This is a genomic window from Pseudonocardia sp. CA-142604 (assembly GCF_050948475.1).
GTDB classification, from domain to species: Bacteria; Actinomycetota; Actinomycetes; order Mycobacteriales; family Pseudonocardiaceae; genus Pseudonocardia; species Pseudonocardia alaniniphila.
On the sequence record NZ_CP192045.1, the window covers coordinates 3936311 to 3951506 of the forward strand.

Sequence of the window (15196 nt, forward strand, 5' to 3'; positions counted from 1 at the left end):
GACGTCTTCATCGAGGAGGCCGCGGAACCGATCGGGTGCTGGCTCAGGATGAGTCCGTACCCGATCGGTTCCCCGGCCCGAGTGGACCTGCCCGGCTCGGACCTTCGCGTCGATGGACGGTGGAGGTCTGGCTTGGCGACAGTTGAAGGGTAGGCGGCGGACATGGCAGAGATCGTGCTGGGTGTGGCGAGTTCGCACACGCCCCAGCTCAGCTCGGGGGTTGAATTCTGGGAAGACCACGGGAGGCGGGATCGGGGATATTCATTACTGGGTCAGGATGCCGAATACCATGCCTACGACGAGATTTTGAAAGGCGCGGACCCGCGAATAGAGAACGAGCTCGATCCGGCGGTCTGGGCGGCCAAGTATCAGCGCTGCCAGGAGTCCCTGCAGGAGCTTTCTCGTCGGCTCTCGGAGGCTCAGGTGGACGTCGCCGTCGTCATCGGTGATGACCAACAGGAGATGTTCCAGCGTGACGGCACGCCGACCTTCGCCTGTTTTCTCGGAACAGAGTTGACCGACATGCCGCCCGACGCGGAACGGCTCGAACGAATGCCTGCCGGCCTTCGTGCGGCTTCCTGGGCCGCCCACTCCGATCGGCCTGAGCGTCATAAGGTCTGCTCCGAGCTGAGCCACCTCGTCATGGAGTCGCTCGTCGTCGCCGATTTCGATCCGCTGAGTTTTACCGAGCAGCCCGCCGGACGGACACTGGGACACGCCTTCACCTTCCCGCGGTACCGGCTCGGCCTGACGCCGGAGACGCTGATCACGCCGATCTTCATCAACACCTACTTCCCTCCGAATGTCCCTTCGGCGCGGCGTTGCTACCAACTCGGGCGGGTGGTGCGGAACGCCGTGGCGTCGTGGACCAGCGACGCGCGGGTGGCGGTCATCGCTTCCGGCGGGTTGAGCCACTTCGTGGTTGACGAAGAGCTCGATCACCGGTTCCTGTCCGCTCTGGAGCGGAGCGACTCCGAGGCTCTCGGCGCCTTGGAGCGCAAACAGCTCAGGTCGGGAAATTCGGAGCTTCTGAATTGGGTCGCGGCGGCTGGTGCCTTAGAGGGAAGAAATTTCACGCTGGTTGACTACGTCGCCGGCTACCGAACCCCGGCCGGCACGGGTACGGGAATGGCCTTCGCCTACTGGGAATGACGAGCTCTGGCCCGCTGGAGCTGGTTGATCTAGGTTCCCGAGCATGTCGTCCCGATTCTCATCGTGGAGTGCGGCGATCAGTGTCCGCCCGCACGGGGCTGTGGGTGGGGGAGGGGCGCCGCCGGTGTCCAGGCCCGTCGCCGCGGCAGCTACCGGGCCATCCGTGTCCGGTCGTCGCGCTGCCGCTGAGCCTGAGCGGGTCCGGCGGTCCGTCCAGCACGCACGGCGATCATGAGGAGGACGCCATGAGCGATGGAGCGAGCACTGCCGAGGTGATGGCCGAGGCGCTGGTGGCGGCCGGTACCTCGAGTATCTTCGCATATCCCGGCGATCCGATCATCGAGTTGATGGAGAGGTGCCGGGCGCGTGGTGTCGACGTCGTCCTCGCTCGGCGCGAGGCCACTGCGGCGTTCATGGCGGAGGGTTTCGCTCAGGCCACCGGCAGCCCTGGCGTGTGCCTGTCCACCCTCGGCCCGGGATCTACCGCTCTCCTCAACGGGGTCGCCGCAGCCCATCTCGATCGAGTACCGATGCTGGCCATCTCCGGGCAGATCGAGAGCGCGCGGGAGCAGTACTTCACCCACCAGGTGGTCGATCACAAGCTGCTGTACAGCCCTGTCACGAAGTGGGCCGGCCGGATCGAGTCGACCGCTGTTGCGACCACGATGCGCAAGGCCTTCCGGCTCGCCACGGCGGAGCGACCCGGCCCGGTTCACCTCACCATCGGCGGTGACGTGAGCCGGCAGCCGGCCAGGGACGCGCACTTCGTCATGCCACCGATCTCGTCGTCGGTGAGCGCAGTGCGAGTCCACCGCGGGCCCGACGGCGCCGACCCACTGGCTCTGCTCGCCGGTGCGCGGCGGCCGGTCGTGCTCGCGGGTATTGCCGCGGTGCGCGGCCGTGCCACGGACGCACTCGTGCGGTTCGCCGAGACCGTCTCGACCCCGGTGGTCGTCGCGCCCATGGCCAAGGGGGTGTTCCCCGAGGAGCACCCGCTCTTCGCAGGGGTGCTGGACATGGCGTGCAACCAAGTGCTCTGGGAGTTCCTCGGTGACGCCGACCTCATCGTCACCGTCGGCTTCGACGCCGTCGAGCTGATCAAGCCGTGGACGGCGGCCGCGCCCGTCCTGCACATCGACATGACGCCCAACACCGACCAGATCTACGCGAGCCAGTGCGAGTGCGTCGGCGACATCCCCGCCATCCTCGACTGGTTGACCGACGACTGGTCCGGCGAGGCCCGCTGGAGCGAGGGCGACGTGCAACGGCACCGCGAGAACCTGCGAACGGCCTACTACGAGGGAAGGGTCGTGGGAGCGCTCAACCCGACCGACGTCATCGACGTCGTGCGGGCGGCGGCTCCCCGGACAACGGTGGCGACCACGGACGTGGGGTCGCACAAGCTGCTCGTCGGGCAGGGCTGGCAGACCTACGAACCACGGTCGCTGCTGATGACGAACGGGCTCTCGTCGATGGGTTTCGGGGTTCCGGCCGCCATCGCCGCCAAGGTCGCGGACCCGTCACGACCCGTGGTCGCGCTGGTCGGTGACGGCGGGTTCGCGATGACGGCCACCGAGGTACGACTGGCCGCGGCCGCAGGGTTGCCGGTGGCGTTCGTCGTCTTGGTCGACGGCAGCCTCAACCGGATCGAGCTCAAGCAGATGGCCCAGGGTTATCCGAGCACAGCCACCCGGATCGACGACATCGACCTCGTCGTACTCGCCGAGGCCATGGACTGCGACGGCGTCCGCGCCGAATCCCGGGCAGAGCTGGAGAAGGCGTTGAGCGGAATCGCCGAGCTGACCAGGCCGCTGATCGTCGAGGCGCGGATCAACCCCACGCAGTACGAGTCGCAGTTCTGATCGGAGGCGGAGATGGTGCTACGTCGTTTCGCGGAGTTCGCGGTCGGGCAGCGCAGCGCCGGGCTCGACGCTGCTGTCCGGCACGCCGCAACCCGCGCGGTCGTCGACTGGTTCTCCGCCACGATCGCCGGCTCGAACATGCAGCCCGCGTCGATCCTTCGATCTGCCCTCGTCGACGAGAGGGAGAGCGGTCCGTGCCATCTGGTGCCGGGCGGACCGAGGGCGAGCGCGCGCACCGCCGCGCTCATCAACGCAACGGCATCGCACACCGCCGAGCTCGACGACATCTTCCGGGACGGCGTCTATCACCCCGGCTCGCCGACCGTCGCGGCCGCGCTCGCGGCCGCCGAGCACAGTGGCGCGAGCGGGGAGGACTTCCTGCGGGCCGTCGCTGTCGGCTACGAGATCGGTGACCGCATCGCGGCAGCCATCCAGCCGGCCCATTACACCTACTGGCACACGACCGGGACCGTCGGGACGATCGGAGCGGCGGCGGCAGGGGCGGAGATCCTCGGCCTGGACGCCGAGCGGTTCGCTCACGCGCTTGCCACCGCCACAACGATGGCGGCCGGTCTGCAGCAGGCGTTCCGGTCCGAAGCCATGAGCAAACCCTTGCACGCCGGCCATGCGGCCGAGGCCGGACTGCTGGCGGCCATGGCAGCAGCCCACGGGTTCACAGGAGCGTCGGACGTCCTCGACGGCGAGGCCGGGTTCGGTGCGGCGATGGCCCGGGACCCCGACTGGGACACGGCCGCCGAGCAGCTGGGTCGGCCGTGGGGGATCACCCAGGCGACGGTGAAGAACCACTCCTGCTGCGGACACACGTTCGCCGCCGTGGACGCCGCACTGGCGCTGCGGAACAGGGTTCGGGTGCCCGAGGTGCGCGAGATCCGTGTGGCGACATACGGCGCCGCGATCAAGGTCGCCGGCAATTCTGACCCGAAGACGCCGTTCGAGGCGAAGTTCAGCACGGCCTACTGCGTGGCAGCAGCGCTCGTGCTCGGATCGGTTCGGCTCCAAGCCTTCACGGAGGAGCGACTGAACGATCCGGTCCTGCGAGACCTTGCCGGGCGCACGGGGCTCGCGGTCGATCCCGAGTACGACGCTGCCTTCCCGGGCCGGCGGGCGGCACGCGTGACGATCATCGACAAGGACGGAACCGAGACCCACCACATCCGCAACACTCGCAAAGGTGACCCGGACGATCCGCTGACGGACGCCGAGCTGGCCGAGAAGTTCGAGGACCTGGCGGTGCCGGTCGTCGGGAAGCGCGAGGCGGCGGAGTGGAGCCGGGCCCTGTGGAGACTTGCGGATCTCGTGGATGTCCGGGAGCTGGCGGCGGTGACGGCCCGGTGATCGGGCAGCCTTGATGGTGATCGCCCCGGCCGCGGTCGCTTCAGTCCGGCCGTAGCGCATCGGGGAACCAGGGCCGCACGATGGAGGCGCGCTCGAGGGTGCGCAGGCCCGGCGTCACGTCGACGTCCCGGATCCCGGCGATCCCACGCTCCGGCTATCCCTCCGCCATTACCTCGACGACTTCGGGATATGGCGCCGGCCGCCAGGCACTCGCGTCGTCAGCGCTCAGTCGATCGAGCGTGGGTCCGACGCTCCGCAGCGGATTCCTCGGGGTGTCTGCTTGCGCTCCCTGTCCAGCGCCTCCTCCGTCGGCTGTTGCCAAGGGGTGAGGAGTCCGGGTGGCAGGGCAATTCCCCGTCCACCGGCAGGCCACACGCGGCCTCGGCGCGCATGTGTTGGTGGTCCCGGAGCCGGCTGCGGTCGCGCGGATCTTGGTCGTTGACAGGTCCTTCCGTCTCGGTAATATGTCACACGTCGCATATCACAGCCCGGCCGCCGATGCTGACCGCCGTGAGGGCGTCGCCGTCGCTATGACGAAATGAGGCCTTCGGCGACTGCGGCCACATGATTGCGGACCCGATCGTCGAAGACCAGGCAGTTGTTGGTGCGAACGGCGCCTTGGCGTTGCTGTGGAGCCTTAACAGTGGAGGCAGAACGTTGAACCGAAGGCGCTTGAGGGTGGTCGCCGCCATCGTTGCCGCGGGAAGCCTGCTCCTTGCCGGCTGTGGAGGCGGCGGAAATTCTGCGAGCGGGGCCGGTGCGAATGTCGAGACCGACGCTCAGGGGTTCGCGCTCAACACCGGACCCGCCCAGAAGGGTGGCACGGTCAACATCCTCGGCGCCGTGGATTTCTCCCACCTGGACCCGGAGATGGGCAACGACGGTAACGTCCTCAATTTTTATCGGCTGATCTACCGTCAGCTCACGACGTACTCCAATGAACCCGGGAAGGGCACGACCGTTGTGCCCGACCTCGCCACCGACACGGGGCAGCCGAACGCGGATAAAACGGTGTGGACCTTCACGCTGAAGGACAACATCTTCTACCAGGACGGCACGCCGATCAAGGCGCAGGACTTCAAGTTCAGCATCGAGCGGTCATTCGATTCGGCCGTCGCGATCGGGCAGAACTATCACCGGCCCTACCTCGACCCATCAGGTCAGTACCAGGGCGTTTACAAGGACCCGGCCGGCCTGAAGTCCGTCGAGGTCCCGGACGACAAGACGATCGTGTTCCACCTGAGCAAGCCGCTCGCAGGGTTCCCTGACATCGCGGCCACGGCCGTCTTCACGCCCTTCCCTGCCGACAAGGTGCCGGGCCCGACCTCGATCGACCAGAACCCGATCGCATCCGGCCCCTACATGCTCGACAGCTACACCCGAGGATCGCAGCTCACGCTCTCCCGGAATCCGAACTGGAAGCCGGAGACGGATGACGTCCGCCCGGCCTACCCGGACAACTACAAGTTCATCTTCGGTCTGGATCCCAGCACGATCGACCAGCGGATGATCTCGGATCAGGGTGAGGACAAGAACGCGATCGCGTCCAGCACCAACCCGCTTCTCGCCGCGAGTCTCTCCCGCATCCAGCAGCCGCAGTTCAAGTCCCGGACCGTGCGGAACGTCCCGAACTGCACGACGTACATGGCGATGAACACCACGAAGCAGCCCCTGGGTGACCTCCGGGTGCGCCAGGCGATCAACTACGCCGTCGACCTCAAGAGCAACCAGGCTGCCACCGGCGGCGAGCAGATGGCCACCATCACGCACGACATGCTCACTCCCGAGGTGCCGGGCCGAGTGCCGTTCAACCTCTACCCGAGCGAGGGCGACCAGGGCGACGTGGCCAAGGCCAAGGAGTTGCTGACCGAAGCCGGATACCCCAACGGCTTCGAGGCCACCATCGACGTCCGGTCGATTCCGGTCTGGAAAGCCCAGGCAGAGGCCATGCAGCAGTCGCTGGAGCGGGTCGGCATCAAGCTGACGCTCAACGTCATCGACGCCTCCACGTACTACGAGATCATCGCGACGCCGGCGAAGCAGCACGAGATGGCGATCACCGGGTGGTGTTCCCCGTGGCTGTCCGGCATTCCGCTCCTCCAGCCCCTCTTCGACGGCCGGCAGATCACTCAGACCGGCAACCAGAACATCTCGCAGATCAACGATCCCGAGATCAACAAGCGCCTCGACGAGATCTCTGTGATCACGGACCTGGACCAGCAGAACGCCGAGTACGCCGAGCTCAACAAGGAGATCATGGAGAAGGCCCCAGTGGTGCCGCTGGACTGGGCGACCAACCTCCAGATGGCCGGGTCCAACGTGGGGAACGCCTTCGCCCACCCCGGCCGCACCGGGTACATCGACTACACCTCGGTCGGGTTGAAGGACCCGACGAAGTAGACCATGGCCATACTGACGCCGGCGACGGTATCCGACGCCGAGAGCGAGCAGGCGCTGCTGAACGCCGCACCGCTCTCCGTCGTGAGACTGTCCAGACAACTGTTCACCGTCCCAGTGATCCTGAGCACCGGGTTCTTGGCGCTGGTCCTGCTGATGGCGATCTTCGCGCCGCTCATCACCAAGATCAGCGGCTGGGGCCCGTACACCTTCGACCCGAGCGCGGTGGACTCGGCGACCGGCGGCGTTCCACTGGGTTCGTTCGGCGGTATCGGGTCCCGGCACTGGTTCGGGGTCGAGCCGCAGAACGGCCGCGACATCTTCGCTCGGATCGTCTACGGGGCGCAGGTCTCCATGCTCATCGCGATCTCGGCCACGGTGTTGACGGCGACCCTCGGCGTCGTGCTCGGGATGCTCGCCGGATTCTTCGGTGGCGTCGTGGATCAGGTCATCTCGCGGGTCATGGACTTCCTGATGGCTTTTCCCACCCTGATCTTCATGATCGCCTTGCTGTCGGCGCTTCCGCACATCAATCGGCCGCTCATGCTCATCGGAGTTCTGAGCATTTTCGGCTGGGTGCACATGGCCCGCATCATTCGTAGCCAGACGATGTCCTTGGCCCGCCGTGAATTCGTCGAGGCTGCTCAGGCATCGGGGGCGAGCCGGGCGGCCATCATATTCCGGGAGATCCTCCCCAATCTCTCCGGATCGATCATCGTCATCGCCACACTCGCGGTGCCGAACTTCATCGGTGTCGAGGCCGGGCTGTCGTTCCTCGGCGTCGGCATCACACCCCCGACCGCGTCCTGGGGTCAGATGATCTCGGCGTCGGTGCCCTGGTTCACCGCGGTGCCGAGCTACTTTCTGATCCCGGGAATCTTCCTCTTCCTGACGGTCCTGTCGGCGACCATCGTCGGCGACCGGGCGCAGAAATTGATCGCCGAAGGCGGGCGGCTCTGATGGGCCTCTATGTGGCGAAGCGACTCCTCTGGGCAGTCCTGACTTTGCTCGCGGTCACCTTCTTCACGTTCTTGGTGTTCTTCGCGCTCTCGCCGGAACCCGCAGTGGCCATCTGCGGGCAGACGTGCACCCCGGACCGGATCGACGCCATCCGGCATCAGCTCGGCATCGACCAGCCCTTCCTCACCCAGTTCGTCACGTTCCTGCAGGGAATCTTCGTCGGCAGGACCTACGGCGACGGGCCGTCGGCAATCGCCTGTACCGCGCCATGCATCGGCCACAGCTTCCAGAACGGTCAGGACGTCCTGACCATGATCCTGAGCCGGCTGCCGGTTTCGATCACGCTCGCCGTCGGCGCGTCCGTTCTCTGGCTGCTCTTCGGCATCACGCTCGGCATGGTCAGCGCGCTGAAGTCCGGAACGGGCTGGGACAGGACGGCCATGGTGATCGCGCTGGCCGGTGTGGCTCTGCCGAACTACTTCTTGGCGCTGGTGCTGCAGTACGTCCTCGTGGCGAAACTCGAGTGGCTTCCTTACCCCAGCGCGGTCGCCTTCGGCGACGATCCCGTCGTCTGGTTCCAGTCGTATCTGATGCCGTGGATCGTGCTCGCATTTCTCTACGTCGCACTGTATGCGCGCCTCACCCGCACGAACGTGCTCGACACTCTGAGCGAGAACTTCATGCGCACGGCGCGCGCCAAGGGGCTCGCGCCCGGCCTGATCCTGCGTCGGCACGCGCTGCGTCCCTCACTCACGCCGCTGGTGACGCTGTTCGGGATGGACGTCGCGACGTTGCTCGGGGGTGCTCTGATCACCGAGACGGTGTTCGGACTCAACGGCGTCGGAAAGCTGGCGTTCGACGCGGTCGCCTCGAACGACCAGCCGGTCATCATGGGTGTCACGCTGCTGGCAGCGTTCTTCGTGGTGATCGCGAACATCGTGGTCGACCTGCTCTACCGCTTCCTCGACCCGAGACTCAGAACGGTGGCGCGATGACGCAGCATGAGGTGGGCCGAGGTGAGGAGGAGCAGCAGGCCGGTGGAACGCCGCTGCTCGAGGTGACAGACCTGTCGATCGCATTCGACACCAGGCACGGGCGCTCCACCGTGGTCGACGGGATCTCCTTCGGTATCGACAGGGGCAAGACGCTCGGCGTCGTGGGGGAGTCCGGCTCCGGCAAGTCGATGACGTCGCTCGCCATCATCGGGCTGCTACCGAAGGGCGCGCGTACCAGCGGTTCCGTGACGTTCAAGGGGGAGGAACTGCTCGGTCGCCGCGAGCAGCAGATGCGCCGGATCCGCGGCGACCAGATCGCCATGATCTTCCAGGACCCCCTGTCGTCGCTGAACCCGTACTACACCGTGGGCCTCCAGATCGAGGAGGCGTACCTGGCGCACCGCGGTGGCGGGCGAAAGAACGCCCGCAAGGTCGCCATCGATGCGATGCGCCGAGTCAAGATCCCTGATCCGGACCGCCGCGTGGATCACTATCCGCACCAGTTCTCGGGCGGCATGCGGCAGCGGGTCATGATCGCCATGGCACTCTCCTGTGAACCTGACCTGATCATCGCGGACGAGCCGACCACGGCGCTCGACGTCACCGTGCAGGCCCAGATCCTGGAGCTCATCTCGATGCTCCAGAGCGCCACCGGCGCAGCGATGCTGTTCATCACGCACGATCTGGCCGTCGTCAGTCAGATCGCCGACGACGTCCACGTGCTGCGCAACGGCAGGACCATGGAGACCGGACCGACCGAGCAGATCTTCTCCCGGCCGGAGAACGAGTACACCCGGGAGCTGCTCGCCGCGGTGCCACGTATCGAGGACGCCCTCGACTTCTCCGAACCGGCCGGTAGAGGGGCGCAGTGAGCAGCATGACCTCCGAGACGGTCAACGACGGTTCGGACGCACCCCTGTTGCGGGCCCGGTCGCTCGTCAAGGTGTTCTCGATCAAGGGCGACGGCGCCGTGACCGGCAAGTCGACGTTTCGCGCCGTCGACGACGTGAGCTTCGAGATCTATCCCGGTGAGACCACATCGATCGTGGGCGAATCCGGCTCGGGCAAGTCGACGACAGCGCGGATCATCGCGAAGCTGCTCGAACCGACGTCGGGAACGCTGGAGTTCGAGGGCGACGACGTGACACGGCCCGACAAGAAGCAGCTCCGGGCGTTCCGCAGCGATGTTCAGGTCGTCTTCCAGGACCCGTTCTCGTCCCTCAATCCCAGGCACACCGTCGAACAGATCATCTCGGCCCCGCTGCGCTACCAGGGAATCGGGGACCCGAAGGAGTATCCCCGGATCGTCAAGGACCTGATGTCGCGTGTGGGGCTGAACCCTGACCACTCGCGTCGGTACCCGGCGCAGTTCTCCGGCGGCCAGGCGCAGCGCATCGGCATCGCGCGGGCGCTCGTCGTGAACCCGAAGCTCGTCATCTGTGACGAGGCCGTCTCGGCCCTCGACGTCACCGTGCAGGCGCAGGTCATCGACCTGCTCAAGGATCTGCAGCGCGAGCGCGGCATCAGCTACCTGTTCATCGCACACGACCTGGCCGTCGTCCGCCAGATCACACATCGCGTGGCCGTGATGAGCAGCGGAAAGATCGTCGAGCAGGGCCCGCGGGACGCGGTGTTCGACCACCCTCAGGACGATTACACGAAGACGCTCTTGGCGGCGATTCCTCGGATCAACCCGGAATGGGATCGGGCCCGCCTGATGCATGAACGACTCCGGCTGAACGGCGCACCTGACGGCCATGGCGAAAAGGGAGAACTGGTCGAACAGGAGCGGTAGGCGGAGAATAACGGGACGAGCCTGAGGAGAACTGGTGGGCGAAGACGATCGGGCCGAGGAGGCATCACGCCAGCGGAACGGGAATGACGGCACTCCGCCAACCGATGACCTGGTGACGACGACGCACAGTATGCGGTTCGGTTCGCGGAGTCTCGATTATCGCGCGACTGCGGGCCGGATGGTGATCAGCGAAGAGGTCATCAGCGAGGGCACCTTCAAGGGCAGGATGCCAACCGCCGAGGTGTTCGTCACCGCCTACACCGCCGACGGCGCGGACCCACTGACGCGGCCCGTGGTCTTCGCCTTCAACGGCGGCCCCGGCTCGTCATCGGTCTGGTTGCATCTCGGCCTCTTCGGGCCGCGCCGTGTCGACTCCGGCGACGTCGACAACCGAACCCCGCCGCCCTATGGACTGCTCGACAACGCCGAGTCTCTGCTCGCGCACGCCGACATCGTCTTCATCGACCCCATCACCACCGGCTACAGCCGCGCTGTCGTCGGTGGCGACCCCGCTGATTTCCATGGCTTCAGCGGTGACCGCGACCTCGTCGGGGAGACGATCCGGCTCTGGCTGACTCGCAACGAGAGATGGCTCTCGCCGAAGTTCCTGGCGGGAGAGTCGTACGGAACGACGCGCGCGGCCGCTCTCGCCGGCTACCTCGCGACACGTCACGGAATGGCGATGAACGGGATCATCCTGATCTCGGCGGTGCTCGATTTCGGCAGCATCCGCTTCTACGAAGGCAACGATGCTCCTTTTGTGAACTTCCTGCCGACCTACGCCGCCATCGCCCACTATCACGGCAAGCATGAAGGCAGAACCCTGCACGAGGTCGTCGCTGACACGGAGGCCTTCGCGGAGGGCGAATACGCCCATGCGCTGTCCCGTGGCACGCGCCTGAGCAGGGACGAGCGGCGAGAGCTCGCCACGCGAATCGCCGACCTGATCGGGCTGGACGCCGACTACGTGTTCCGTTCGAACCTGCGGATCGAGCACAAGCACTTCTTCGCCGAGCTCCTGCGCGATCGAGAACTCATGACCGGACGTCTCGACGCTCGCTTCACCGCCCATCCCGGCGACCTGGAGTTGGCGGAGCAGGACCAGGACCCCGCGCACTTCGTGATCTTCTTCCCCTACACCGCGGCGGTGAACCACTACCTACGGGCCGAGCTGAAGTACGAGTCGGACTTCACGTACGAGATCTTGACCGACCGGGTGCAGCCGTGGTCGTACAAGGAGTTCGAGAACCGTTACGTCGTGAGCGCCGATGCGTTGTCGTCGGCAATGCGGATGAATCCCGACCTCAAGGTCTACGTGGCCTTCGGGTACTACGACGCCGCCACCCCGTTCGCGGCAGCCGAATACGTGCTCGCGCACCTGCGTATTCCGGACGAGGCTCACGGAAACATCATGCGCCGCTACTACGAGGCGGGTCACATGATGTACCTCCACGAGCCTTCGCGCGTCAGGCAGAGCGGGGACATCGCCGAGTTCATCACATGGGCGACCGGAGGCGAGGCGCCGGCTCTCGAGGCGGGCCGGGAACGACAGCCGTGACGCCGGACGGGCCGAGCGCCGAATCCGACGAAGAAGGGAATTGAATGACGGCATCGGAGACCTTGCAGGAGGCCGACGAGCTGCTGAGGGATCTCTACGAGTCCGAGTGGCGCTGGCGGGCGGAGCAGCTCGGCGAGCAGTCCCTCTCCTCGCGCGGGCCGATCGACGACTTCCTGCCGGATGTGAGTGAGGCCGCTCAGCAGGAGCGTCTCCGCTACTGGGAGTCGGTGCTCGGCAAGCTGAGAGAGGTGCCGTTCGAGCGCCTCTCGGCGGCGGCGCAGCAGGACTACTCGGTCTATGAGCAGCAGATCTCGACGTTGATCGCGCAGCAGCAGCACCGGATGTACGAGCGTCCGGCCAACGCGGACACCTCGTTCTGGGGCGTGCTCGCCGAACGCGGCAACCGGGCGTTGGACAGCGAGGACGACGCGCGGCGTTATGTGAAGCAGCTCGCCGACGTACCCAGGTTCTTCGCCCAGCACATCGACAACATGCGAGCTGGGATCGGTCGTGGTTTCGGTCCACCACAGGTCTCGATGACGGGGCGGCAGGAGACGATCCGGACCGTCGCGATGGCCGGCGCGCCTGAGGAGACGGTGTTCTTCAAGCCCTTCGGCACCTTGCCGGACGGGCTGCCGGAGGAGATTCGCGAACGCCTACGGGAGGAGGGCGCCGCGGTCATCGCCACGGCGGTGATCCCCGCTTACCGCGACCTGCTCACGTACGTCGAGCAGGAGTACTTCCCGCACCTCCCGGTGGCAACGGCCGCGACCGACGGCCCCGACGGCGCCGCCTTCTATCAGGCCCAGCTCCGCGAGTTCACGACGACGGAGCTGACGCCGCAGGAGATCTTCGACATCGGGCAGCGCGAGGTGGCCGCGATCCGGGCGGAGATGGAGGAGATCGCCGCGCAAGTGGGCTTCGCGGACGACGTGCCCGGCCTGCTGGAGTTCATGCGTACGGACCCGAGGTTCTACGCGAAGACCGCCAAGGAGCTGCTGATGGTGGCGGCTTACGAGGCGAAGAAGTTCGACCTGGTGGTCGACCGCTTCTTCGGGAAGCTACCGGAGATGCGCTTCGGCATCGTCGAGGTTCCTCCCGACCTCGCACCGTTCTATACGTTCGGCCGCGGAGGCCTCGGCCGCTACACCCTCAACACCTACAATCTACCGGCGCGCCCCCTCTATTCGATTCCTGCGCTCACGCTGCACGAGGCCGCACCTGGCCACGCGTTCCAGATCCCCTTCGCGCACGAGCAGAAGCACCACCCTGCGTTCCGCCGACACGTCTACATCTCGGCGTACGGGGAGGGCTGGGCTCTCTACACCGAGCGGCTCGGCGTCGAGATGGGCATCTACGAGACGCCCTTCGACATGATGGGCATGTTGAGCTTCCAGATGTGGCGGGCCGTCCGGCTCGTCGTCGACCCGGGTATGCACGCACTCGGCTGGAGCCGTGAGCAGGCTCAGGACTTCATGCGGGCCAACACGGCGATCGCCGACCACGAGATCACCACCGAGATCGACCGGTACATCGCGTGGCCAGGTCAGGCGTGCGCTTACCACCTCGGTCAGCTGAAGATCTGGGAGTTGCGCCGTCGCGCCGAGGCAGCTCTCGGCGAAGCTTTCAACATCCGCAATTTCCACGACACCGTGCTCGGTTTGGGCAGCGTGCCGCTGACCGTGCTCGAGCAGGAGATCGACCGGTTCATCGCCGAGGGCGGCCATTCGCCCTTCGCGTCGTCGTGAGTTCGACCTTCGGGAGTACGAGGAACATGATCGATTCACGCAGCCTGACGGTCGTCAACGCGCTCATCTTCGACGGCTCCAGCCCTGATCTCACCCACGGCGCGGTCGAGATCGTCGGCGGGACCGTGGCCGCCGTGGGTGACCTGACCCCGGCCGCTGGTGCGACAGTCATCGATGCCGGCGGCAGGGTGGTGATGCCGGGCCTGATCGATGCGCACTTCCACGCCTACGGCACGAGCCTGTCCGCGCTCGAGAACGAGTCGATGTCGCTGAGCTATGTCTCGCTGGTCGGCGCAGCACGGCTGCGGTCAGCACTGGGCCGAGGTTTCACCACGGTGCGCGACGTCGCCGGCGGCGACATCGGACTGGCCAACGCGATCGAGCGGGGCTACGTCGTCGCCCCGCGCTACCTCTACACGGGGGCCGCGCTGAGCCAGACGGGCGGGCATGGCGACGCGCGGCCCGCCGACTTCGATCTCTGCTGCCCCGGCGGCCACATGTGCGAGGTCGTGGACGGTGTCGACAATCTCCGGCGGGCAGTGCGCGAACGTTTTCGCACGGGCGCGCACGCCATCAAGGTCATGGCGTCGGGCGGTGTGGTGTCGCTGACGGATCCGATCCGGATTCCTCAGTACTCGCAGGACGAGCTTCGGGCAGTCGTCGAGGAGGCCGGCCGGCGCGGCAGCTACGTGGCCGCGCACGCCTACTCCCCGGAGTCGATCGTGCATGCGGTGAGCAACGGCATCCGCACGGTCGAGCACGGCAACCTGCTCGACGAGGGCGCGGCCGGCGTGATGGCCGAGCACGGGGCGTACCTGGTTCCCACGCTCGTCGCCTACGACGCGATGGAGCGCCGCGGAGGCGAGGTCAACATGTCGCCGATTTCGAAGGCGAAGAACAAGGAGGTCCTCGACTCGGGGCTCCACGCGATCGAGGTTGCACGGGCGGCCGGGGTGACGATCGGTTGGGGGAGCGACCTGATGGGAGAGCTGGAGGACGATCAGCTGCTGGGCCTCCGGCTGCAGCTGGAGGTCGAGAGCCCGCTCGATGTGCTGCGGTCCGTCACCTCCGTCAACGCGGAGATCATCCGACGGCCAGACCTCGGCCGGATCGGGGTCGGGGCGGCCGGCGATCTGCTCCTCGTCGACGGGAACCCGCTGGAGGACCCGTCCGTCCTGTGGGACAAGTCTCGGCCGCGCACCGTGATCCAGCGGGGCATGGTCGCCATGTGAGATCACGCCGGATGCGCCACCGCGGTGCCGGACCCGCTAAATCTGGCACTTCAGGCATCGATGCACGGCGTGCAACTTTGTGTCCTAGGGTGGTTCTGCTCTCCCACCACGGGCGGCCGAACGACGGCGTGCCCGGAAAGG

11 protein-coding genes are annotated in these 15196 nt (G+C 66.5%); all 11 read left to right on the plus strand.

The window, feature by feature from the left end:
* Nucleotides 1-162: 162 nt before the first annotated feature.
* The 11 genes from ACQPZQ_RS17990 to ACQPZQ_RS18040 all read left to right on the plus strand — a co-directional run bounded on the left by ACQPZQ_RS17990 (nt 163) and on the right by ACQPZQ_RS18040 (nt 15055).
* Nucleotides 163-1152, plus strand: coding sequence for a hypothetical protein (locus ACQPZQ_RS17990; protein WP_433297185.1), 990 nt, complete (start codon nt 163-165; stop codon nt 1150-1152).
* A 245-nt stretch (nt 1153-1397) separates the two neighbouring features.
* Nucleotides 1398-3014 carry a thiamine pyrophosphate-binding protein gene (locus ACQPZQ_RS17995; protein ID WP_433297187.1) on the plus strand — a complete coding sequence of 539 codons (1617 nt, stop codon included), beginning with the start codon at nt 1398-1400 and terminating at the stop codon, nt 3012-3014.
* A gap of 12 nt (nt 3015-3026) precedes the next feature.
* On the plus strand, nt 3027-4370 hold the full coding sequence (locus tag ACQPZQ_RS18000; protein WP_433297189.1) for an MmgE/PrpD family protein: 1344 nt from the start codon (nt 3027-3029) through the stop codon (nt 4368-4370).
* Nucleotides 4371-5048: 678 nt separating this feature from the next.
* On the plus strand, nt 5049-6770 hold the full coding sequence (locus ACQPZQ_RS18005; RefSeq protein ID WP_433297191.1) for an ABC transporter substrate-binding protein: 1722 nt from the start codon (nt 5049-5051) through the stop codon (nt 6768-6770).
* A gap of 3 nt (nt 6771-6773) precedes the next feature.
* Nucleotides 6774-7727, plus strand: coding sequence for an ABC transporter permease (locus ACQPZQ_RS18010; RefSeq protein WP_433297193.1), 954 nt, complete (start codon nt 6774-6776; stop codon nt 7725-7727).
* Nucleotides 7727-8722: an ABC transporter permease gene (locus tag ACQPZQ_RS18015; protein ID WP_433297196.1), complete on the plus strand. Its 996-nt coding sequence runs from the start codon at nt 7727-7729 to the stop codon at nt 8720-8722. The genes ACQPZQ_RS18010 and ACQPZQ_RS18015 overlap by 1 nt, the downstream gene beginning before the upstream one ends.
* The gene (locus tag ACQPZQ_RS18020) at nt 8719-9594 is read left to right on the plus strand and encodes an ABC transporter ATP-binding protein (protein ID WP_433297198.1); all 876 of its coding nucleotides are present in this window, start codon (nt 8719-8721) and stop codon (nt 9592-9594) included. Before ACQPZQ_RS18015 ends, ACQPZQ_RS18020 begins: the two co-directional genes overlap by 4 nt.
* Before the next feature lie 5 nt (nt 9595-9599).
* Nucleotides 9600-10517, plus strand: coding sequence for an ABC transporter ATP-binding protein (locus ACQPZQ_RS18025; protein WP_433297200.1), 918 nt, complete (start codon nt 9600-9602; stop codon nt 10515-10517).
* Nucleotides 10518-10695: 178 nt separating this feature from the next.
* On the plus strand, nt 10696-12075 hold the full coding sequence (locus tag ACQPZQ_RS18030; RefSeq protein ID WP_433297202.1) for a S10 family peptidase: 1380 nt from the start codon (nt 10696-10698) through the stop codon (nt 12073-12075).
* Between the two features lie 44 nt (nt 12076-12119).
* Complete coding sequence (locus ACQPZQ_RS18035) at nt 12120-13823, plus strand: DUF885 domain-containing protein (protein WP_433297205.1); 1704 nt, start codon at nt 12120-12122, stop codon at nt 13821-13823.
* 26 nt (nt 13824-13849) lie between these two features.
* Nucleotides 13850-15055 carry an amidohydrolase family protein gene (locus ACQPZQ_RS18040; RefSeq protein WP_433297207.1) on the plus strand — a complete coding sequence of 402 codons (1206 nt, stop codon included), beginning with the start codon at nt 13850-13852 and terminating at the stop codon, nt 15053-15055.
* Nucleotides 15056-15196: the final 141 nt, after the last annotated feature.